Origin of the sequence: Mesorhizobium carmichaelinearum (assembly GCF_900199455.1) — a bacterium.
GTDB classification, from domain to species: domain Bacteria; phylum Pseudomonadota; class Alphaproteobacteria; order Rhizobiales; family Rhizobiaceae; genus Mesorhizobium; species Mesorhizobium carmichaelinearum.
Map to the genome: position 1 here is coordinate 1 of NZ_FZQR01000052.1, position 22,114 is coordinate 22,114.

16 protein-coding genes and 6 pseudogenes are annotated in these 22,114 nt (G+C 60.0%); 9 read left to right on the forward strand and 13 right to left on the reverse strand.

Features of this window, described 5'->3' with window-relative positions:
* Positions 1–35: 35 nt before the first annotated feature.
* The 5 genes from CKW40_RS39670 to CKW40_RS39690 form a co-directional block, all read right to left on the reverse strand.
* The gene (locus CKW40_RS39670) at positions 36–887 is read right to left on the reverse strand and encodes an electron transfer flavoprotein subunit beta/FixA family protein (RefSeq protein ID WP_095205067.1); all 852 of its coding nucleotides are present in this window, start codon (positions 885–887) and stop codon (positions 36–38) included.
* Between the two features lie 178 nt (positions 888–1,065).
* A complete protein-coding gene (nifW, locus tag CKW40_RS39675; RefSeq protein ID WP_095205068.1) occupies positions 1,066–1,446 on the reverse strand; it encodes a nitrogenase stabilizing/protective protein NifW in 381 nt (126 codons plus the stop codon).
* Between the two features lie 99 nt (positions 1,447–1,545).
* The gene (gene nifV, locus CKW40_RS39680) at positions 1,546–2,697 is read right to left on the reverse strand and encodes a homocitrate synthase (protein ID WP_095205069.1); all 1,152 of its coding nucleotides are present in this window, start codon (positions 2,695–2,697) and stop codon (positions 1,546–1,548) included.
* Positions 2,694–3,893, reverse strand: coding sequence for a cysteine desulfurase NifS (gene nifS, locus CKW40_RS39685; RefSeq protein WP_095205070.1), 1,200 nt, complete (start codon positions 3,891–3,893; stop codon positions 2,694–2,696). The genes nifV and nifS overlap by 4 nt, the downstream gene beginning before the upstream one ends.
* Before the next feature lie 174 nt (positions 3,894–4,067).
* Positions 4,068–4,388 (reverse strand): HesB/IscA family protein, encoded by a 321-nt coding sequence (locus CKW40_RS39690; protein WP_095205080.1) that lies wholly within the window; start codon positions 4,386–4,388, stop codon positions 4,068–4,070.
* A 692-nt stretch (positions 4,389–5,080) separates the two neighbouring features.
* On the opposite strand from CKW40_RS39690, the gene CKW40_RS39695 reads away from it, so the two are divergent.
* From CKW40_RS39695 to CKW40_RS39705, 4 genes are all read left to right on the forward strand, one after another.
* Positions 5,081–6,133 (forward strand): hemin-degrading factor, encoded by a 1,053-nt coding sequence (locus CKW40_RS39695; RefSeq protein ID WP_095205071.1) that lies wholly within the window; start codon positions 5,081–5,083, stop codon positions 6,131–6,133.
* A gap of 9 nt (positions 6,134–6,142) precedes the next feature.
* Entirely contained in the window at positions 6,143–6,352 is a 210-nt protein-coding gene (locus tag CKW40_RS43425; RefSeq protein ID WP_143748487.1) for a hypothetical protein, read from the forward strand.
* A 63-nt stretch (positions 6,353–6,415) separates the two neighbouring features.
* Entirely contained in the window at positions 6,416–6,730 is a 315-nt protein-coding gene (gene fdxB / locus CKW40_RS39700) for a ferredoxin III, nif-specific (RefSeq protein ID WP_095205072.1), read from the forward strand.
* A 29-nt stretch (positions 6,731–6,759) separates the two neighbouring features.
* On the forward strand, positions 6,760–7,350 hold the full coding sequence (locus CKW40_RS39705) for a nitrogen fixation protein NifQ (RefSeq protein WP_095205073.1): 591 nt from the start codon (positions 6,760–6,762) through the stop codon (positions 7,348–7,350).
* 58 nt (positions 7,351–7,408) lie between these two features.
* On the opposite strand, the pseudogene CKW40_RS39710 reads toward CKW40_RS39705, so the two are convergent.
* Positions 7,409–7,510: pseudogene (locus CKW40_RS39710) on the reverse strand (RNA polymerase factor sigma-54); the annotation flags it as partial.
* Between the two features lie 349 nt (positions 7,511–7,859).
* Between CKW40_RS39710 and CKW40_RS46130 the strand changes: the two are divergent.
* A pseudogene (locus CKW40_RS46130) lies at positions 7,860–8,081 on the forward strand (hypothetical protein); the annotation flags it as partial.
* A 133-nt stretch (positions 8,082–8,214) separates the two neighbouring features.
* Here the strand turns inward: CKW40_RS46130 and CKW40_RS39720 are convergent.
* The 7 genes and pseudogenes from CKW40_RS39720 to CKW40_RS39755 form a co-directional block, all read right to left on the reverse strand.
* Positions 8,215–9,534 (reverse strand): alkyl/aryl-sulfatase, encoded by a 1,320-nt coding sequence (locus CKW40_RS39720; RefSeq protein WP_095205074.1) that lies wholly within the window; start codon positions 9,532–9,534, stop codon positions 8,215–8,217.
* 338 nt (positions 9,535–9,872) lie between these two features.
* Positions 9,873–10,625 carry a carbonic anhydrase gene (locus CKW40_RS39725; RefSeq protein WP_095205075.1) on the reverse strand — a complete coding sequence of 251 codons (753 nt, stop codon included), beginning with the start codon at positions 10,623–10,625 and terminating at the stop codon, positions 9,873–9,875.
* Between the two features lie 1,513 nt (positions 10,626–12,138).
* Positions 12,139–12,677, reverse strand: a pseudogene (locus CKW40_RS39735) (aldehyde dehydrogenase family protein); the annotation flags it as partial.
* Positions 12,678–13,097: 420 nt separating this feature from the next.
* Positions 13,098–14,462: a M16 family metallopeptidase gene (locus CKW40_RS39740; protein ID WP_244571488.1), complete on the reverse strand. Its 1,365-nt coding sequence runs from the start codon at positions 14,460–14,462 to the stop codon at positions 13,098–13,100.
* 40 nt (positions 14,463–14,502) lie between these two features.
* Positions 14,503–16,086: a M16 family metallopeptidase gene (locus CKW40_RS39745; RefSeq protein WP_244571489.1), complete on the reverse strand. Its 1,584-nt coding sequence runs from the start codon at positions 16,084–16,086 to the stop codon at positions 14,503–14,505.
* A 679-nt stretch (positions 16,087–16,765) separates the two neighbouring features.
* Positions 16,766–17,125 (reverse strand): hypothetical protein, encoded by a 360-nt coding sequence (locus tag CKW40_RS39750; protein ID WP_095205079.1) that lies wholly within the window; start codon positions 17,123–17,125, stop codon positions 16,766–16,768.
* A 193-nt stretch (positions 17,126–17,318) separates the two neighbouring features.
* Positions 17,319–17,790: pseudogene (locus tag CKW40_RS39755) on the reverse strand (IS66 family transposase); the annotation flags it as partial.
* Between CKW40_RS39755 and CKW40_RS39760 the strand changes: the two are divergent.
* The 4 genes and pseudogenes from CKW40_RS39760 to CKW40_RS39775 all read left to right on the forward strand — a co-directional run.
* Positions 17,791–18,403 (forward strand): annotated as a pseudogene (locus CKW40_RS39760) (hypothetical protein); the annotation flags it as partial.
* A 587-nt stretch (positions 18,404–18,990) separates the two neighbouring features.
* Positions 18,991–20,778, forward strand: a complete 1,788-nt coding sequence (locus CKW40_RS39765) for an ABC transporter ATP-binding protein (protein ID WP_095205081.1) — start codon at positions 18,991–18,993, stop codon at positions 20,776–20,778.
* Between the two features lie 140 nt (positions 20,779–20,918).
* A pseudogene (locus tag CKW40_RS39770) lies at positions 20,919–21,365 on the forward strand (ATP-binding protein); the annotation flags it as partial.
* Positions 21,362–21,874, forward strand: coding sequence for an IS630 family transposase (locus CKW40_RS39775; protein WP_280175432.1), 513 nt, complete (start codon positions 21,362–21,364; stop codon positions 21,872–21,874). The pseudogene CKW40_RS39770 and the gene CKW40_RS39775, both read left to right, overlap by 4 nt.
* Positions 21,875–22,114 lie beyond the last annotated feature (240 nt).

A 22,114-nucleotide genomic window follows, 5' to 3' on the forward strand; every position in this document is an offset into this window, starting at 1 on the left:
TCGGTCCGGGGTCGGCATCGTCTGCTCCTTTGCCCTCACGCGTCGTTGTTGAAGGCGAGTTCGTGTGCCAATTTCGGCTGCCGGCTGAAGAGTGCGGCGACGAGTTCGTCAGCAACATCGCGCGGCGTCTTCTCCGCGGTTTCGATACGCTGCGCCTTTTCGGCCCGTGGAGTCGGGGCGAAAACACGCTTGACGACCGTCGGCGAGCCACGCAGGCCGCATCTGGTGAGGTCCTCAATGCCGGCCTCAGCCGCACTCCACTTCACGATGTGGGTTCGCGCAGCACGCAGGGCATCCTGAAGCGAACCTCGGCGGATCTCGTTGGTACCTTCCAGCATGGTGACAAGGCAAGGAAGTCTGCTCTTAAGCAACTGCATGCCGCCTTCGCAGCGACGCTCGACAGTGATCTCGCGTGCAGCGAGATCAAGGGAGGCGATCCTCGCGACATAGGTAAGCTGTTGGAGGTCGAGGCGCTTGGCAATGCCGGGCCCGACCTGGGCGGTGTCGCCATCGATCGTTTGCTTGCCGGTGAAGACGATGTCTGGCGTGCCGAATGTCTCGCCAACCTTGGCGATTGCTTGGGAAAGAGCCAAGGAGGTCGCCAACGTGTCGGAGCCGGCAAAATAGCGGTCCGTCAAGAGCACCGCCCGGTCGGCCCCGTAACTGAGCGCCTTGCGCAGCGCGTCCTCTGCCATCGGCGGACCCATGCTGAGCGATGTGACCGCGCCGCCATAGGCGTCGCGTAGCCTGAGCGCTTCTTCGAGGGCGAACAGGTCATATGGGTTGATGATGGTCGGCACACCCTGACGCATAATCGTGTTCGTCACCGGATGAACGCGTATCTGGGCCGAGTCCGGCACCTGCTTGATACAGATTAGGATGTGCATAGCGTCTGTGATTCCTACAGGCGAGGGCGCTTGACAGTTCATCTCTCCGAAGCATCATTCATGCCAATTGATTGCGCGCCCTTGTTGCCGGAAATTCGGGTGGTTGCTTCTGAAGGCTTCCTCGTGATGACCCCCATTTGTCGACTTAGCGACATTGTCGCGTCGTACCATGTCGCGCTCACTCCTCCCCGAACCGTTTCAGCATGGATTCGAACGGGATGAAGGTGCGGTCCGGCGTGGCGGGCTTGTCCGGATCGTGGTCTTTGAGTACCTTGAATACTCGGTGCTTGAGCGGCGAGGAAGCCGCGAAGTCCTCGTAGGCGCGTTGCAGCGTGGCGCGCGCTCGGGCGGCGATCACCTGGCCGGGCAGTTCGGAGAAATCCTCTTCGGCCAGGTATTGCCCCACGCGCTTCATGACATGGAGCCTCGAGACGGCGAGCACCTTCGGATCATACGGGACGCCAAGCACTGCGAAGAACTCCTCCGCATCCGACAGGCCCCTCAGCCGCGCAAGAATGTCCACGAGATCGATGGGACGGTCTTCAGAGGAACAACTCATTGCATTCTCCATGGTCGGGAACTGTGCGACGGCGTAGCGGCCCTTTTACGCCGCAAGCCGCGGCTGCTATCCAGGTGGTTAAAAACGACATCGTCCGCCTTATTGGAATGCAAGGCCTCGGCCAGCCGTCTCGCTGCAGAGTCTATCGTAAAGCTCGACCAGTTGGATTGGGGCGATGGTCGATTTGACCTCGGCCGCTTTGCGGCGGACACGGGCAACCATCGCGGCTGCAAGATCCGGGTCGAGATCTCGGCCGCTTTCGCTTAGTACATGGGCAATTGCGGTGGCACCGGAATGCTTGCCGATAACGACGCGCCGGCAGCGTCCTACGAGGGCTGGATCGAGTCCTTGATAGGCACGTGAGTCCTTCAGCATCCCTGCCACGTGAATGCCGGATTCATGCGTAAAAACATCGGCGCCAACGACCGGCTTACTGGCCGCCGTCGTGCGGCGGGCTGCCCGCTCGACCTGAGCCGCGAGGTCGGGTAACGCCGTCATGTCGATGCCCGTGTCCACACCGTCGATGACGATCATCGCGGCGGCTACTTCTTCCAGCGCGGCATTGCCCGCGCGCTCACCCAGTCCAAGGACGGTGACGGAGGCATGGCGCGCGCCGGCGCGGACTGCAGCCAGCGTGTTGGCGGTAGCGAGGCCGAGATCGTTGTGAGCATGAAATTCGAGGTCGAGGGGAGCGTGCGCCGCCAGGTGAGCGACAAGCTCGAAAGTGGAAAAGGGGTCCAGAACCCCGACCGTGTCGGCCAGTCTGACGCGGCTTGCTCCAGCGCGTGCGGCTGTTTCGATCACGCGGGCGAGATGATCCCGATCGGCCCGCGAGGCGTCCTCGCAACCCACGGCGACGAAGAGGCCGCTGGCGGCCGCACGCCCGACTACATGCTCGATGGTCTCGAGTGCTTTGCACTTATCGAGCCCTAGCCTCGCTTTGAGTTGGATTTCCGACGCAGGTAGCGACAGATTGAAGGCGGTAATGCCGCTCTCGATTGCCGCGTCGACATCCTGCACCGTCATCCGGCACCACGCCGTGAGCCGAACCGGAAGACGCTGGTCGACCACGGCGCGAATTGCTTCGATCTCGTCGGTGCCCATAATCGGCGTGCCGATTTCGACTTCCTGGACGCCGGCAGCCGCAAGCGACCGGGCAAGCTCCAGCTTCTCCGCCTTCGTGAAGGCGACGCCGGGTGCCTGCTCGCCATCGCGCAACGTCGTATCGTTGAGAAAGATCCGACGGTTCATGAGTGCCTGCCGGTTCTGGCGCCGTCCAGGCATTGACCGGGTTGACGGTCTTCACTTCGCCTGTCGGGCCCACGCAGCCTCTCCACGATTGCGGGCACGACCTCGAGCACCCGATCGACGTCCGCTTCGCCATTGTGGCGCCCGAAGGAGAAGCGGACTGTTGCGCATGAAATTTTCATCGCCCGCAAGACATGGCTCGGCTCCAGCAATCCGGAAGTGCAGGCAGAGCCTGAGGAACAGGCGATGCGGACTCGGTCGAGAAGGAGCAGGATTGCATCACCTTGGATGTCTTGGAAGGCAATGGTAGAGGTGTTAGGCAACCGCTCCAGCGGATCGCCAGCGACGAAGCTGTTTGGGATATGCTGGAGGATCCCGCCCTCGAGGCGGTCGCGGAGCGACTTAACCCGTCTGGTCTCGTCGTCCATGAATTTCGAGGCAAGTTCAGCCGCCATCCCGAGCCCGACGATGCCGGGTGTGTTCTCGGTGCCCGCGCGACGGTCGTGCTCTTGGTGCCCCCCCTTGATCAATGAGCAGAAGGCCACACCGCGCCTTACATAAAGCGCGCCGATTCCTTTCGGCCCGTGCAACTTGTGGCCGGAGAGCGACAGCATGTCGATTGCCGTCGATTTCAGCTCCATCGGGAGCCTGCCCACAGCCTGCACGGCATCGGTGTGGAAAAGGGCGCCGACTTCTTTGGCCAAGTCGGCAAGCTCGGCCACTGGAAAGATCGTACCAGTCTCATTGTTCGCCCACATGATCGAGACGATTGCAACCTGAGGGGTTAGTGCGGTCCGGTAGGCGTCCAAGTCTAGCCGGCCGCGGCGATCCACGGGGATTGTGTGCACCTTGACGCCGCGCGTCTTCTCAAGATGTGCGCAAAGCGTCAGCACCGCCGGATGTTCGACTGCCGAAGTCACGATCTCTGTGCGGCCAGGCATCACTTCAAGTGCCGACAGTATCGCTGCATTATCACTTTCCGTCCCGCCCGACGTGAAGATGATCTCTCGGTCGAGCTCAGCGCCGATGAGCGCTGCTAACTGTGAGCGAGCCCTGCTCATCGCCGCACCAACCGGCGCGCTAAAGCCGTGCATCGACGAAGGATTGCCGAATTGATCGGTGAAGAAGGGCAACATCGCTCGAACGACCTCGGGATCGACCCGTGTTGTTGCGTTATTGTCGAGATAGACCGGTCTCATGCGCACGATCCACTGTCGATCAGAAGGACGGTAAGCGGGAGCCACGTCGCATTATGCTTGTGACGCACGTGGTTCATTCTCATGGTGAACCGGCCACCGCCATTGTTCGGGGCGATGAGGCATCCCCTAACCTTGTCTCTATAGTCCATGATTGCTTTACCTTCTCTGGAGCGATCACCCGCAGGACTTGCCGCAGGCGCACTTCTCCTGCGCATTCGGATTGTCAAAGACAAAGCCGGAGGATTCGGGCCCCGTGACGAAGTCGACAGTCATGCCGCAGACATGGGCCTGGGACGCTGCGTCCACGAACACCCTGAGCCCATCTTGCTCAATGATGACATCGCCCTCGCGCGAGATGCTCTCCAGGCCGGTCATGTATTTGACGCCGGCGCAGCCGCCGCCCTGCACCATAATGCGAAAGCCTTCCGCCGGCTCGCTGGCGCGGGCAAGAGCAGATTTTACGGCGGCGACAGCGTTATCGGTAAGCGTAATCATGGGTTCGATTTCTCCGCACTCCGCGACGTGGTTGCGACTCACTGAGCAGGGAACGTGCCAAAGAAAAAACCCTTTCGGAACGGATCGATGTCGCTACCACGGCTGTGAATCCTTGTGAGCCATTGTCGGGAATTCGTCGCCTAGCCGACAAGTATCGCCGGCTTTGTCGAGTCCGCCACAAGGCGTTCGGCCCGGTTCCTGCTGCACTCACACGTAAACCATTGAAGCATATGCAGAGATTTTCCCTCCACTCGTTTCCGCGCAATTGGCACGACTTTTGAACCTCCCTTGGCGAGCGGCAAGAACTACCGACAGATATGCCGTGGGTGCAATTGGGGCGATGCAACGGTCATGTTTGGGTCAAATCAGCTCTGCGGCAAGCAGCAGCACCGCCTGGAAGCCGAATGCCCGGTCGGCCGATCGGTGTTGACACCTACAATCGCTCACCACCGATCAATGGCCGCCGATCCACCCGAAATGGGTTCGACCGGCTGGTGCCCGTCAGCCTTGTCGCATCCCCCGTTAGGACAGCCCTCCGGCGAGGCGTGCCGACGGCGCCGCGCACTCTGCAGGCACACTCTGTTGCTGGACGAGCGCGAGATCGGGATCCAGCGTCGCGGCGCGCTCTATCAGCTGAACATGGCCCAGTAGGCAGTCGGTGCTCGACAAGTAAATGAAAGCAGGGGCAAGACATGGACCAGCAAGAAAAACCCACGCCGGATGAGATTCGGCGTGCACGCAAAGATTGTCCGAAAATCCGCGCGCGAGATCTCGCCGCCCAATTGGGGATTTCGGAAGCGGAACTGGTTGCCGCTGATTGCGGTCTCAGCTCGTTGCGCATCAATCCGCGCGTCAATGATCTGCTGACCGGCCTCGAAGCGGTCGGCGAGGTGATGGCTCTGACCGGCAATGAAAGTGCCGTGCACGAGAAGATCGGCATCTACGACAACGTGCTCACCGGCAATCACCATGCCCTGGTGCTTGGCGACGACATCGACCTACGCATCTTCCCGAAGGCGTGGGCGCATGGCTTTGCCGTCGAGAAGCGCGACGGCTGCGACATCCGCCGCAGCCTGGAATTCTTCGATGTCGCCGGCGAGGCGGTGCACAAGGTGCATGTCAGGCCGGCCGCCAACCTCTACGCCTATCAGAAGCTGGTGGCGGAGCTCGAATCTGCGAACCAGGAGCCGATCCTGTCGGTCAAGGCCGTCGTAGGGGCAGAGGTTCCCGACCAGGTCGCTACGGTCGACGACCTACGCGACCACTGGAGCCAGCTGACCGACGTGCATCAATTCTTCGACATGCTGAAGGCGCTGAAGCTCAGCCGCTGCCAGGCGATGCGCATGGTCGGCCGGGATTTCGCCTGGTCGCTCGACAAAGCTGCCGTCGGCGCCATGTTCAAACACGTGGTCGAAGCCGAGATGCCGATCATGTGCTTTGTCGGCAATCGTGGCTGCATCCAGGTCCATTCCGGTCCTATCAAGTCGCTCAAGCCGATCGGGCCGAGGATCAATGTGCTCGACGAGACCTTCCACCTGCATCTGAGGACCCACCACATCCGCGAGGTCTGGGCCGTGCGCAAGCCCGCCAGGGAGGGTCACGTTACGTCAATCGAAGCCTACGGCGCAGATGGCAAGATGATCATCCAGTTCTTCGGCACGCGTAAGGAAGGTGAACGCGAGCGCGACGACTGGCGGCTCCTGGCCGAGGAGCTGCCGCGTATCCCAACCCCGCCAACAAACTGAGGTAAACCCATGAGTGTTTCTTTGCCTTTCCGTTTTCTGCTCGCGCCGATGCTCGTCCTGCTGGCCGCCGCTTTGCCCGCTCAGGCGAATGATGGCGTAGCGGCCCCGACGAGCCACCCGAAAGCCGCGCTGACGCTGCCCGGCTACATGCCGATGCCATCGCCGGAGGGCGCTCACCCGATCCATCAATCGGGGGTTCTCGGAAAGCGTGTCAGCTGACTGAAGAAAGCCCTCGCGGCGCTTGTTAGCTTCAACGGAAATCACTGGGCTGGAGAATTCTACATGAAGGCTTTCGTCACCCGCAACGGTTCCGGATGGATTCCGCAATATCTGAGTGCTATCGACGGCACGACCTGCATCGGCTGCGGCCGCTGTTTCAAAGTCTGCTCACGCAAGGTCATGCATCTTTACGGCGTCGATGACGAGGGTGAGATCCTCGGCGCCTGCGACGGCGAAGATGATGACTTCGATGGCGAGCTCAATCGCATGATCATGGTGGTCGACGATGCAGGCCGCTGCGTCGGATGCGGCGCCTGCGCCCGCGTCTGTCCGAAGAACTGTCAGACCCATGTCGCGGCCGACCAGGTCGCCCCATAATCGACGCAGCAGGCTGGGACAACAGCACCATGTTTACCCATCACCACGGTTGCCTCGGCACAGGCCAATGGCCGTGGGCTGACATTGGTAGGGGATTCGATCAGCATGTGCTTGCTTGCGTTCTCGCGCGTGCGCTCAAAGAGGTAGGGGCCGGCGGCACGACGGCGACCGAGGCAACCGGACTTTCGCGCGCCGAGTTGCGGGATCTCCTGTCCCGCGATTTCCCCGCAATTGCTATCGACGCTTTCGCCCTGGAAGAGGCGAGCGACCCCGATCCGAGCCTGGAGGAAGAACTCCTGCGCAGTCTCCTGCTCGCAAATGCCCGGCCAGGAGATCCTGCAGGCGCCTGTTTCGCCAAGATCATCGCACGACGTGCCATGCGCAATGACCATCTCTGGCAAGACCTTGGCCTTTCGAATCGTGCTGATCTCAGCCGCTTGCTTTCCAAGCATTTCCCGCGGCTGGCGGTCGGAAACACCCAAAACATGAAATGGAAAAAGTACTTTTACCGCAAGCTCTGCGAGGCTGAAGGCTTTTCGCTGTGCGCCGCACCCAATTGCGAACAATGCAACGATTTCGAAAATTGTTTCGGCACCGAGGAAGGCGCAAGCCGCATATAGGGCTGGAATCCATTTTTGTTTCGGAAGCGCTACCGTCATGGGTTCGAGGCGGCAAGGCTTATGACCATAACCGCTTTTCCCGCCGACGCTGCACGGAGGAGGGGATCTTCATCGCTTCGCGATATCTTGTGACGGTGCGTCGCGGGACGTCGACACCGGTTTATATGAAGGCGGCGAAAAATGGCACGCTCTCCTATCAAGGTCGCAATTTTGAGCTAAAAAGGGTTCCTTTGATGTTAGGAGCTTGCACCATTCGCATCCGCGACATGTGATCGCCACCAATCGATCCGACTCGGCAGGTTTGGACCGCTGCGAAATGGCGCAAAGTCGCGCGCCGGAACCTTCCTTTTGTCGTCGCATCCTATGCCTGAGAGCCTGACGCGGAACTAAGTGAGCTGGCGACGTCGGGGATGGAATCCTCATCAGCCGATGGCATACGTCGAATCCTGTCGGCCTCAGTCGTGGCGACAGCCGAAAGCACGGCGGTCTGGGCTGGGATGAGGCCCTACATGGCGGCACCCAGTTCGGCTATTCCCTCGCTGGCCCGCAGCATGATCAACGTGCGCTCGCTTGTAGAGAAGAGCGTGGATCCAGATCTATTGCGCGAGATGATCGGCTTTGCCGCCGAGCGGCTGATGGAGCTCGAAGTCGGCTCGGCCACCGCTTCTGATTTTGGCGAGAAGAATCGATGCGTTTGGCGAATTACGCAGCAAAACTTGCGACGTAGCAGGTATTTGGATTTTTGGAACGGGTTGGCCGAAATCCATCAAAAGAGCGAACATCTCCTACGAGTGGCTGCGTCCACCCGTGATCTAATTGTCGCCGCTACCCTGACGATCGTCGGGCAGTGGCAGCGACGCTTGCTTACCTGGCTTTGCGTTTTTGGGAATCCTTCAAGCTGTTGGCCACGGTGAGATAGTAGTTTCGGGCCGTCGCATTCATCTGACGCTCACCCAACGCTCGGAGGGCCCGAACCTTTACCTCGGTCGCCAGACTATCGTTCGGATCGAGCGCGAGTAGGTAATCAGCCTGTTCTGCCGCCCATTGGAACTCTTCGACCTCGAGCGCTGCTTCCGCACTCTCCAATATTTTCTCTCGACCGCCGACCATGGCGACGAGCTTTTCCGCCCGTTCCTTGTCGGTCATCGGAAAGATTTTGGTTGGGTTACCGTCAAACCAGCCCGCATTCTGAGAGTAGATCCCGCGCACCGACCATGCGACGGTACCGTAGAATTCTTGCAGATAAGGATGCTTCGCAAGCTTTTCCGGCAGTTTAATTTCCTGGACCAGCTCGTCGGGTGTCTTCCCTTTGGCAATCCCCTCCATCGTCCTGTCATAGACGAATTTGATGCCGTCGCGAGAAGCCATAAGTGCGTCTTTCGCTTCAGCGGCATTCTGGATAGTGCCCATATGTCCGGGGACCACGAAATCCGGATTAAGGGCGATCAGCTTGTTCAGGCTCGAAATCCACTTCTCCACCGGACGAGTTGGCAAGCCCCGCAGCGGAGCGATGTTGGGGAAGGTCTTCAAAAAGACATCACCAGCGATGAGCACCTTGCGATCAGGTAGCCAGACCGAGATGTTCTCGTCAGCTTCGCCCGGCGTGAAGATCAACTTGAGCTGCACGCCCGCAATCGTCAGGTCTTCTTCATCGCCATCAAACGTCTTGGTCGGGGGGATGAAGCCCTCGCGCGTATGAGGCGTTACCCGGCCGTACTCCAACTGCGTGCCTGCGTTGATGAAGTCCTCGTCGGGCAGGAGAATACCGAATGCGTCTCCCCCATCGCGTCGGCCGCGGCCTGTATCAGGCTTCGCTGTCACAAGCAGCTTATGGCTGTAGATTTCAGGCTTCTCGTTGCCTGCGAACACGGTTGCGCCACCCGTATGGTCGGGGTGGTTGTGAGTATAAATAATGGCCTTCACTGGATGGTTCAGTCGGTCACCGAACGCATCCATGATTGCCTTTGCGTCGACGGGGTTGGCGGACGTGTCAACGATGATGGAGCCGCCGTCGCCATTGATCAGGGTGACGTTGCTAGCCGAATATCCGATAGCCGCATAGACCCCATCGGTGACTTCGACGACGCGCTTGCGAAACTCATCCGAATGGGCCGTCAACTTGTCGCGCCCGGAAAAATCATTAGCCGCAAGCGCCGAGGGTGACATGCCGAGGACTGACATCATGGCCGTGAATACTCCTGCCCTAAGCCGATGAACGTAGCATCTTTTCTCGATTTTTTTTACGAACGACGAGTTCGTCCGATGACAAGCTCGGTGCGGCCCTCGAGGAGACGGCAGCATCGCCACGCGGCAAAGACCATCCCAAGCAAGACCTTGCGGTCGAAAACCCTGAGGAAAACGAGCCGGCGTATCTTGCCGATGTGGCGCCGCAGCAACGCTCGGGCACCCCAGTCCAGCCTCTTGCGGGATGGCCGACACATCAGCACCACGGTACAATCATCTTGCTTTCGCGCCGCGGACGCCGCGGGCTTGCCGCCGTTCGGGACCGTCGCGGGCTACCCCTAGTTAAGGCCCAGGATGAAGCGCCGATTGGGTGAATGTATCGGCCGCGCGTTCAACGGGTAGAGTGAGGTAAATCGCTTGACGTCCGCCGCGCCGACTTCGACCGGTTCCATCGCCACCATCCACTCGACATTTTCGGTGCAGGGCGGCGTCGTCAATGAGCCCTCGTAGGTCCAGTAGCCAAGCGAGGCCGGCAAAAGTCCATTTGGATCGACCTCATCGACCGCAACCTCCTCACCCGCTCGCAGGGGAAAGGCGGCAGCCAGGCTGGCAAAGCTGGCATTAGGCGCGCCTGGTGCCAGGAACACGCCCAGCACGCCAAGAGCGTTCCCTTCGCTATTTTTGTGGACGAAGTGCGCCTCCATCGGGAAGCCCTTGCCCGACACGTGGTGCTCGCTCGGCGCATGGAAATGGAACTGCATCAGATCATACACGCGATCTCCGCGCGTCAGCGTACTGCCTTCCGGCATACTGATTTGAACGGTGTGTCCGTTGTTCATCATTTTGCCACCGCCCTTGTGCCAGCCGATGGCCATGCGCGGGATATCCGCCCTGACCGCGCCAATGATATCGATCGGCGACTGCTGCGTCCCAGCCGAACATGCGACGTTTTTCGTGTCGAGATCGGCCCAGTGCTCCGGCCCGTCCGGACCGGCATATCCCCAATGGGTATCTGCCGCACTCGCGGCTTCAGCGCAAATGGGACATGCGCCGACTGCAACCAACCCTTTGATCAGATTACGACGATACATAAGTGCTTACGTTCCCTTGATGCGAAGCGAGATGTTCACTCGACCGCCCCAGTGGCTCATGAGGACAAATTTACATCGTCGGCGAGTGGCAGCGCTTTTCATATCCGCTATCCTGCACAGTCCAATAAGTGAAATCGATTCTGTTGATGGACTGCATGCACAAGATGGATGTTCCGGCCGCCGTCTGGTAGCTGACGAGCGGCTCGGGTCGGGTAACTGGCCGAGCAGAAGCCTCATGACGAAGGCCGACTTGGGGGTTGAGCAGCCGGATGGGCCCCAATGTGCATGAAGCCTGAGCAGGCGTCGAAACCGACCTGGCATTCAGCCATGTTCCACCATTCAGCCGTTCAGCGTTGTCCAATACCCAACAATGTCGGATACGCAACGGAGCAGAACCTCCACAACCGGGTATATTAAGTGCCTTTTGCTTTGGCGCAGTATTTGCATGGCTTTGTACTGAAGGGCGTAGCGGCCGAGGAGAAGTCGACCCATGACTGCGAAAAACCATCGATACGCCACCTCCCAAGGCGTACCCGGCCCGGCAGTGAGCTCAGTCTCCTGCCGGGCATTCGGGTTCAGGCTGCATGTGCCGCTGGCTCGCTGAGAAGTTGACATTGGGCGGGGCAACGGCGGGAGGATTGCGGCGAATGGAAATACGAGAAGGCAATCTCCAGCCGTTTTGAGGGGCATTCCGACGGGTATTAAGAACCGTTGCAGAGACCCAGGGTCCAGGGGCGGGGAGAGCTGGTCGAGAAATGCGATCCTGGCATCGGAAACATCGCCGGTAGGAGTGACCGCAGCGTGCGTGATCTGGTCCGCCGACCGCTCGGACTTTCGGAGCCTTCTCGGCCGGACCGCCTGACACTCGCAATCTTATCATGCGCGCCCTCTTATGCGACAAGGCAGACGCTCTGTCTCATCGAGAATACACCCCACCCCGGGGAGTCTTAGACGAAGTCTTCGAGTGGGTGGCGCCCATGCGCGCGAGGGAGCGGCCTCCATCGGACAGGCGCCACTTCGCGGCAGACCGAACACCCTCGCGCCCTTTCGGGCATATTGGATTCGTTTGAGCCGATGCACCGTCATTGCCCGCTGCTGCTTGGTGAAGGAATTCTCGCAGCTGAATGAACGTCTCTCGTCGCCGGTGCGCGGTTTTGCCGGTTGCTGCGCCGCGCGCGTCGGCCATGCTATCGGAAGCGGCACTCTGCGGCGGGATCAAGCAGTCCGGTATCGGGCGGAGTGTTCCCGCCATGGCCCTCGAGGACCGCCTCGAAATGAATACTTTGCGTGGGCGGGATCTGAAGCATCTGCTTGCGGGGTTCGCAGATCGGTTTATCGAGCAGCGATTCCGAACGAGGCTGCTCGATGGGGAGGTCCCGTGTCGACGCCAACCATGCCATGTTCCAAGGCCTCGGCCGCACGCCAGACAAGCTCCAGGTTTAAAGGCGACGAGGCCGTAGATCATATCGTTGGCCTCACGTACCACCTGATCCGCATCGTGAAGCAGATGATGGGCGCTCAGCCACACTGCGCCAGCCACGAGCGGTGCCTGTTCAGCGGGCTTGGCCACGCACGTGCCACCGGCCGCCAAGGCTGGTAAGATCTTGCGCGCCACCATCGAGGAGGGAAAAATTCCATGGCGTGATCGTGCCAACGAGACCGATGGGCTACTTGATCACCAGCATCTGACGGCCCGTAGAAGGTGCGGAGATCGTTTCGGCAAAGATGCGACCGGCTTCTTCGGCATACCATTGTAGATACGCAGCAGCATGCGACACCTCGGCTTTGGGCTCGGGAAGCGGCTTACCCCATTTCCGCGGTGAGGATAGCGGCGAGATCGTCGGCGCGGTCGATCGCTACCGATGCCATCGCCACAGAACGTCGTGCGGCCAACCCTGCCCATCCAGGCTGCGCGACACAGACCTGGTCTATCGCAGCGCATGTCTCCTCGACACCCATGTCGTGCAGCCCGGCCAGCACTTCGCCGGTCGACGAGCGAGGACCTCGAACGTACGCTCGTTGAGCCAGGTGCCAAGCGCCGGCAGGCTCGATCGCCCTCGGCGATCTCGGGTGTCGGATCGACGGGAGGCGCAGAGGCAATACAGGGCGCCTCAGTGACGCAGCGCGTAAATCTAGGCGCAGGGCGGGGATGGTTATTCTGCGACGTCAGGCGCCTTGTATATGGCGGCTAGGGCCAGACAGTAGGGTAGACTGCCGTATCAACTGGCTAGTTTACTCTCCAGTCGATGCTCCAGGTCCTCATTGGGGCGAATAGGCGAATAGTTGACTAATCAGACGTCGGCTTCGCCATCCGCACCCTTTACATGCTGGCCGCCTGAGGCTCAAACCTGCATGATGGGCGTCGCGAACGGTTCGGAATGAGCAAGAGCAGACTTTGATCCGGCGAAACGGCACCTGAGCCGGCAAACGCAAGGCCCGCGAAGCCACTCCGCGGGCCTTAAAGGACACCGGCTACCGGCAGAGCCCCTTCATCGGCCGACCTACGGCCAGGATGGCAGGGTGGCCCGAAAGCAGTTTCTTCGCCACCGCCTTGACCTGGTCGAGCGTTACTTGCTCGATGAGGGCGGGGCGGCGCTGAATGTAGTCGATGCCGAGCTTCTCGGCCTGCATCTCAACGAGTGCAGCTGCAAGTGAGCTGGAGGAATCCAGTTCCTTGAGAGCATACACTCCGATCAGATATTTCTTGGAGGCTTCGACCTCGGCCTCTGTCGGCCCTTTTTCCGCCAGCTCGCTGATTGTCTGGCGTATCACGTCGAGCGTCTCGACCGCCCTGTCGGCGCGCGTGGACGTGGTCACGACAAGCGCGTTGGAATGCTGGTTGTGTTTCAGGTCGGAATCGACATCGTAGCTAAGCCCGCGCTTATCGCGCACCTCCTCCCACAGGTGGGAGGTAAATGGCGCACCTCCGAGTATATTGTTCATCAGCAACGCGGGGTAGTATTCCGGCTCGCTGAATGCAATGCCGGGAAAAGCCAGGCGGAGCGAAGTCTGCGGCAGGTCGGCTACATACAACACCTCCCGGTCGAGCTTCGGCGCCACATCCGCCACCGGAGTGAGCACCTGATTCTGAGGCAAATCCCCGAACAGCAGATCGAGCTTTTCCCTCAGCGACTTCGCGTCAATGTCGCCGACGACCCCGATCTGCAGCCCGTAACGTGCGAAATTGGCCTTGTGGAAGGCTTTCAGATCGCCCGGCGTGATGCCGGCGATGCTGGATTTGGTACCTCCCCCCGGCCGCGAATAAGGATGCGCTCCGTAAATCATACTCTGCCATACGTGGTCCGCAATCGTGTTGGGATCGCGCTGGCTGGCAATGATGCCGGAGAGAAACTGGGCGCGCACGCGGTCGACCGGCTCCTGGTCGAAGCGCGGACTGTTGACCGCCAGCCTCAGCAAATCGAAGGCTGCCTGGTTGCCTCCCGAAAGCATGCGCATCGACCCATAGATGCCGTCGCGCTTCGCCCCGAAGCCGATCTCGGCGCCGGCTTCGTCGAGCTTAATTTGGAAGGCATCGCTGTCGAGATCGCCAGCGCCCTCGTCGAGGAGGTCGGCCATCATCTTGGCTAGTCCCTCCTTGCCGACGGGGTCCTGGGTCGTGCCGCCGCCGAAAACGAACTTGATGGTGATGATCGGCACCGTATGGTCCTCAATCAGCCATGCGGTGACGCCCTTTTCAGATTTCACCCCTTGGGGAGCCATCGCTGCATCGGCGGCGAGCGCCGATATGTTTAGGAAGACAATGGCGACCAGGAAGATGGCCAATGCGATGGTCAGGCGCGCAGCAATGCGTTCTCCGACAACGAGCGGAATGGCCAAGCCACGTCCGACGGCGCCGCGGTGTTGGTACATTCTCATTTCATTTCTCCGTTTTTGGCAAGAGATAGCCGGTCGTCGAATGGTCGAGCATGAGGTAACGAGCGGCAACGGCTTTCACCTGCTCAGGGGTGACGAAGCGGATGCGGTCTGGCAATCCCTCGACATCTCTTACGGTGCCGCCGGTAGAAAGCGTGGAACCGTACCGGCTGGCGAGATGGCTTCGTTCGTCTTGGTCGAAGAACAGTTTGCGGAGATAGCGGTTTTTAGCTTGGTCCAAGTCGTCCCTGGTGACACCATCCTTGGCGATGCGGGCGACCTCGGCGTCGGCTGCTGCTTCTAGATCGGCGAGCTTGGCATCGTCGCTCGGCGAGCCGTAGATGATGAAGTAGGTGGCGTCCAGCATATCTCCTTGGAATAAGGCGCCGGCGTAGGTGGCGATGCCCTGCTTCACCACCAGCTCTTGATGCAACCGGCTGCGGGTGTCGCCGCCGAGGATTTCGGCCAGCAGGTCTAGCGCTTCGGCTTCGCCGGGCTTTGCCGTGTTATAGGATGGCACTACCCATTGGGTCGAAAAGTTGGGCATCGAGACGCGCGCGTCGGTGAGCGTCACCGTGCGTTTCGTGTTCTGCTCGGGCTCGACGGGACGGATGCGCGGCAGCAGTTCCGGTCCACGCGGGAGCTTGCCATAGGTCTTCTCGGCGAGCTCCTTCACCGCGTCGGGATCGACGTCGCCCGCCACCACCAGCACGGCGTTGTTGGGTGTGTAGTATTTGTCGTAGAAGGCCTTGGCGTCGGTGCGGTTCAGCTGCTCAATCTCCTGCATCCAGCCGATCACCGGAATGCGGTAACGCTGGTTCTGCCAGAGCGTGGCGTCGACCTCCACGTCGAGCACTGCCTGCGGATCGCTATCGATGCTCAAGCGGCGCTCCTCCAGGATCACGTCGCGCTCGGTCTCGACGACTTCGTCGCTCAGGGTAAGGTTGCGCATGCGGTCGGCCTCGAAGCCCATCATCTCTTCGAGGGCGGAAGGCGGCACCGTCTCATGGAAGGCAGTGTAGTCGTAGGCGGTGAAGGCGTTCATTGAGCCGCCGACATCGGCCACGGCCCGTTCGAACTCGCCTGCGGCGCAGTTGGTCGTGCCCTTGAACATCAGGTGCTCGAAGAAATGCGCAATGCCGGATTTGCCGGCCGGCTCGTCGGCGCTTCCGGTCTTGTACCACACCATATGTGTGACGATCGGCGCACGGTGATCGGGTACGACGACCACCTCCATGCCGTTTTCGAGCAGGAAATCAGCCACCCTGCCGCCGTCGTTGGCAGCCAAAACCGGAGCGGTCGTCGCTAACACCAAGGCGGCACCAGCGAATGCGTTACGCAGCCACGAAGCCGAAAGTTTGTGAGGTGGCTCCGATTGCGGCGGCCGGGCGATCACTAGGGCTTGAGGCAAAGTGATGTGTTCTTCATTTTGAAGCCGGCACGGCTTCCTGTCGGTATGTGGGAGAAAGCTGATCGGCGGCCCGCTCCGATCCATCCTAGCGGACTGCATGTTGGCGCGCCCAACTTGAGCCTCGTCTTTGGATGCGTCCGGGACCGGCGCAGCATTATTCTGTAATAAGGCGATCATGGGGATGGCTTCTCCTTAGCGGTGACACGTTTGGTGTGCACTGCACGTCTCGTGCCAAATGGGAACTGTTTCTGAGCACGGATAGGGTAATGTCGCGTGTCCCACATTGTCGGATATCGGACAGCGCTGGATGCGAGCGCGTGCGGTTTGCGACAATACTTTGCTGTCGCGGAAGGGCATTAAGCGTGCGAGTATTCGTGGCGCTGCACCAGAAATTATGATTCTTTTCCGGCGGCCATAGGATGGGCTTTCGCGGCCCTTTTCATTTTAGATATCTAATCCGGCGCCGCTGTTAGTTCGCTGCTTTTCATAGCAGCGAACTTGGCAACCGGCTGTCACTATCCCCAATTATGAGTTTACGATCTAAATGACGATTAGAGATTCGGTGGCGAATAGCGCAAGCATCCTTGCTCCATGAGAAATTCGCGGCTTGCAACAATAGTGCCGGCGTCGGCAAGCGCTTCAACGAGTCGTGTCGATTCGAATTGTTCACAATGATCGAGGCGCTAATCGATGGCACCGGTGCGCGACAGGTATTTGCTGCATCAGTTCAAAGATAAGTCCGAAACAATCGCCCCGGTCACCACGGCTTCCTCCTTGATTACGCTGCTTTCCTGGCCAGCCGGCCCGGCACCGAATGAAATCCTCCTAGCGAGATGACCACACGGCGCAGCGGCCGTCAGTAACCGCCAGGCAGCGCACTCGTGCCCGCCATCTCGAAGACATCAAGCATGATGGCCAGCCCGACACCGCAAGCAGTCAGAATAAGCCCGGTGAGGAAGACGCGGTTGGCGCGCTTATAGATGCGCCGTTGCAGGCAACTGGTGTCGAGCAGCATCGACAGAGCCCGCATCTGCAGCGCAATGCCGATCAGGATCGGCACTACGGCCAGCAAATGGTGGAGTTGCCAGGGTATTGGGTTGGCGGCCCAATGCGTGATGAAGCCCAGCGAGAATGCCAGCAGGATGCCGACAGTGGTAATGGTGCCATTGCGGAAAATCGTATCAATCAAGTCTTCCTTGGGATCCTGCTCATCCAAACCTTCTCTCTCCTCGCTCCGACCAACGGTATCGTTCGCGGTCGAGATTAAGCTCTCAGGAAACCACTGTATACCGCCCGTAACCAAATCGGCGACCGGGCCGAACAAGCCAGTCAAAAAGGGGCCATGGGGGGTAGCCTCTTCTTTCCTGATTCCGAAAGGTCCGCGTTCGCGTATCTGCGGTCGCTTTTGATCAGACCGCGTCGGCTTTGGCGAAGTTGAAGGGCAGCAGGTCTGTGATGTCGGCATCTGTTGCGCGCTGCGGCAGTTCGCTGAGGACGTGGCGCAGATAAGCCAAGGGCTCGATGCCGCAAGCTCGGCATGTCAGCATGAGGCTGTAGACGACTGCGCTCGCCCTGGCTCCGTCCACGGTGTCGCTGAACAGCCAGGACTATGTCGCGTTCGAGGAGGTTGTTGTCGATCGGCATCCTGCCGTCTTCTGTGTAGCGTGTCAGGTATTCCCACTGGTTCAGGGTGTAGGACACGGCCTCGCCGATCTTGCTATCGGGCAAGACCTTCGGGGCGATATCGTCGAGCCATACCTTGAGGGCGTTCAGGATGGAGACGCTGTGTTGCTGGCGGAAGCGGCGAATGCAGCTGGCCTGCGTTTCACCTTTGTCCGGTTTTTCGTCGCGCGCTTGCTTTTCAATCCGGTAGAGCTGTTCAATTTCGACCGCCGTCTCGAATTCATGCCGACCGAGCATGCCGAGGGGAAAAGCGGCTTGGCTGTTCGCTTCTTAGCGGCCACTATTTCGAGCGCATCCTCGATAGCAAGGCTGCCCTTGCCATCCAGAAGGATCCGCTGCTTCTCGATGTTGCCTGGCATTATCTCGGCGGCCAGGCGAAATTGACCACCACACGCGTGTGGTGGAGTTTTCCGACCGGCGAGGGCCGACAAGAAGCTCGTTTCGCTCGGCAAATATCATTTCGATCTGGACGACTGGCGCATGCTGAAGTTCTTCTTCTATCTGGCGCCGGTGGACGGCGGCACCGGTCCGCATGTCTATGTACGCGGCAGCCACAAGCGGCGTGCCCTCAAGCATCAGCATCAGTTGACGCTCCTGGTCGGCCATTCCGCCCAGGAGGTTTCTGGACGTCTACGGCGAGCAAAGCCCAATCACGCTCACCGGCGAGGCGGGCCTCGGCTTTGTCGAGGATCCATTCGGCTTCCATATGGGCAAAGTGCCGGCGAACACGCCGCGGCTGATGATGGAAGTCGGCTTCGGCGTCTCGCGGCCGTCGCGTAGGCGGTTCCACGGCGAGCCTGTGATCCGCTGAGCCGGGCCCACTCGGACGAATGCGCTTTGGTTCCAGCACTAGGCGCGCTGGCATGGAAGCTCTCACGGCGGCGTCAGCCTGAGTGTCGACAAGCTCGACCGGGATCAGGCTTTCTGCCGCTATCCGCGCTTCAGCCTGCATGGGACCGCGGCACCCCGCCGCAGCTCCGGGACCTCGCCAACCTGCGCATGCATTGGCCCAGGCAAGCAATTGGACGTCCATTTCGTCTTCGGAGCCCACGCGCGGATGCTTCCCTTCATCGCAGCATTCTCAGATTAGCCCTTGTGCCGCACGAGAGGAGAATGTGGCGTTTACGTTGTTCCCCCTCCTGCCGGTTTGTCAACTTCACGACACCGTGCCGATCGGGGCCGAGCTCCCACGCTCTCTCTTTTTGAACATCATAGGGGCTGCAGCGAGTTGGCACGATGTTTGAGGAAGTGGTCGGGAGACTGCCGAAGCGCCGGCCGCATACGTGGCCAAGAGGCGGTGGTGAAATGAAGGCCTATCAGATCTTCTCGGGCCTAAGCGCAAGGCACTGTGATGCCTTCTATTTGGACGCAAGCCACGATCGGGTCGGGGTCTCGACTATGCATAAAATTCACAGCAGCCGCGATTTCTTCAATGTTCTTTCCTTCACCGCCCGACGGTGCCTGGAACAGCCAACCCGCCTTGCCATGGTGACGATCTCCATGTTGGTGGCCACGCTGGCAGAAGTACTCGGACCGGTCTTTTCGGGCAGGCTCGTGGATACCATTGCCCAAGGAACAGCCGCACAAGCACCCGTTTGGAACTCCGCAATCCATTCCTTTCTGGTTCTGATTGCGCTGGCAATCGTCGCACTGCTCATGCGTCAGATCGCTTTTGTTGGCATTAGCAATCTCACGCTGACAATGACGTCAGACATCACAGCCAGCGCCTTCTACCGGGTTCAGCGGTTCTCAACCGACTGGCATGCCAACAGCTTCGCCGGCTCCACGGTGCGCAAGATCACGCGTGGCACCGGTGCGCTCGCGGTCCTGAATGATGCAATGCTGCTCTCCTTGCTGCCGACCTTGGTCATGGTGATCGGTTCGGGGATACTGCTCGGCTGGAGTTGGCCGGGGATGGCTCTGATTTTCGCCTGCAGTTTTCTCGTCTATGCGTCGGTGACGGTGGCATTATCGCTCCGCTTTGTAGCCCCCGCCGCAAATTTGGCCAACAACTGGGACACCCGACTCGGCGGCTCCCTCGCCGACGCCATCTCGTGCAATGCGGTCGTCAAGGGCTTCGGTGGCGAGGCACGGGAAGATGAACGCCTCATGAAGGTGGTCGCCAAATGGCGGAGGCGAGTAGGTCGAACGTGGGAACGCTCAAATTACGCTGCCGCAGTCCGCGATCTGTCTTTGTTGGCCCTTTGGCTGTGTGTGGTGGGCTACACATTGCTGTTGTGGTCGCGCGGTCTGGCCAGCCCGGGCGACGTCGCATTTGTACTGGCGTCCGTCGCTGCGATGCGGGGCTATTTACGCGATCTTGGTCTGCATGTTCGCAACGTGCAGCGATCGGCCAACGAAATGCTTGATTTGGTCGAAATTCATGATCAGCCACTCAGCGTTGCGGACCGTCCTGGTGCGGCTCCAATCCGGATAAAAAAGGGCAACATCGAGTTCGAGAAGGTCCATTTCTGTTACGAAGGTAATCTACCGCTCTTCCGTGGCTTATCGACCTCTATCGAGGCGGGCGAAAGGGTAGGCCTGGTGGGGCGGTCCGGCTCCGGGAAGACCACCTTTGCCAGGCTGATACAGCGCCTCTACGACGTGAGTGGTGGTCGCATCTTGGTCGACGGGCAGGATGTTTCGAAGGTAACCCAGACTTCTCTTCGGTCTCAGATTGCCATCGTGCAGCAGGACCCGGCGCTATTCCATCGCTCGCTCGCCGAGAATATTGCCTACAGCTGCCCCGGCGCCACCCCCGCAGCCATCGAACAAGCCGCACGCCTCGCGAGCGCGCACGAGTTCATTGTGCGCTTGCCGAAAGGCTACGGCACCCTGGTCGGCGAACGTGGAGTGAAGCTTTCCGGCGGCGAGCGTCAGCGAGTGGCTATTGCGCGCGCCTTCCTGGCCAATGCCCCGATCCTGATCCTAGACGAAGCCACCTCGAGTCTGGACTCTGAGTCGGAGGTGCTGATCCAGCAGGCAATGGAAAGACTGATGGTTGGCAGAACGACGCTTGTGATTGCGCATCGGCTCTCAACGGTTTGCTCGCTGGACCGGCTCCTTGTATTCGACCGCGGCCGTATCGTGGAGGAGGGTGATCATGCCGCCCTCGTTATGAAGGGCGGCATTTACAGCCGCCTGTTCGAGCGGCAAGCTTTGGGACTAAGCAAGCGGCTGGTCTGAGCAAATCTGGAAGCGCATGGAACTCGAGGCGAATCTTTAGCTGTTGAGCCCGGCCGGGCGCGAGACCGGCTGAACTGGGCGCGGGCGCGTTTTGCAATGGCTAGTCTAGGTGCGATGGGGAGAACTTCACGCCAGACTTGCTGGCCGATCTCATCGCAGCCTTGTCGAGGGCCGAGCGCGAGGGACGGCTGCAAGAACGCATCCGCTTCTTCTGCAGGCCCAGTCTCCTGATCGTTGACGAGATCGGTTATCTCCCGGTCATTGCCGGCGGCGGCAATCTGTTCTTCCAGCTCGCCAACGCCCGCTATGAGAAAGGTGCGATGATCCTCACATCAAATCGCGGCTTTGCAGAATGGGGCGATGTCTTTGGAGACGCCGTGGTCGCAACGGCCCTCCTCGACAGACTTTTGCATCATGCCGTCGTCGTTCAGATCGAAGGGTCACAGACTGCGCCAACATGCCGAATTGATGCCCGAACACGTCCGTTCGAAAGCATTGATAACGCCACCGTCTTTCGCCCCGCCATCACGCGAACGCGGAGACCCCCGAAAAATGCCCAATTCTCCACGTCGTCCGGAGCGGCATAATTGGGGAATTTTACTTCGGCACTTCTGCGGAAATTTCGCCCGGTATTGACAAGCGAGGCACGCGGCCCCGTCAACCGGCCGATCAGCGCTACAAGTCGGCATACCTGTTCGGCGCCATCTGCCCGGCGCGTGGGACCGGGGCGGCGCTGGCGCTGCCCTTCGCCGACACCGAGGCCATGCAGCTTCATCTCGACGAGATCAGCCGCCATGTCGAAAAGGGCGCGCATGCCGTGCTCATCATGGATCGCGCCGGATGGCACACCACTGCCAACCTCAACATGCCGCGCAACATCACGCCGATCTTCCTGCCCTCGCGTGCGCCCGAATCGAACCCGGTCGAGAATGTCTGGCAGTACATGCGGCAGAACTGGCTCTCAAATCGCGTCTTCGAAGGCTACGACACCATCATCGACGCCGCGTGCGGGGCCTGGCGCGAGCTCATCGAACGACCAAAGACCATCACATCAATCGGAATGCGCGAATGGGCTCACGTCGGTCAATCAAATTGACCGTTGGTATAATATAACATGACGTTGGGGAAATGATGTCGGCTGCGAACGGCGGCCGGAGCACTCAGCACCGCAGGGTCGTCGTGCCCAAAGGCGCGTCTGGGTTTTTCCACCTCTCATGTTCGCTGTTTCAAGTCGCAGGTGTGAAAAATCGTTCGCTTGCCATGGGCAAGCGTTGTGGCGAAATGGCTGCTCTGGGCAAGGCAGGAGGCACGGTCAATGAACGACGGTTGATCATGC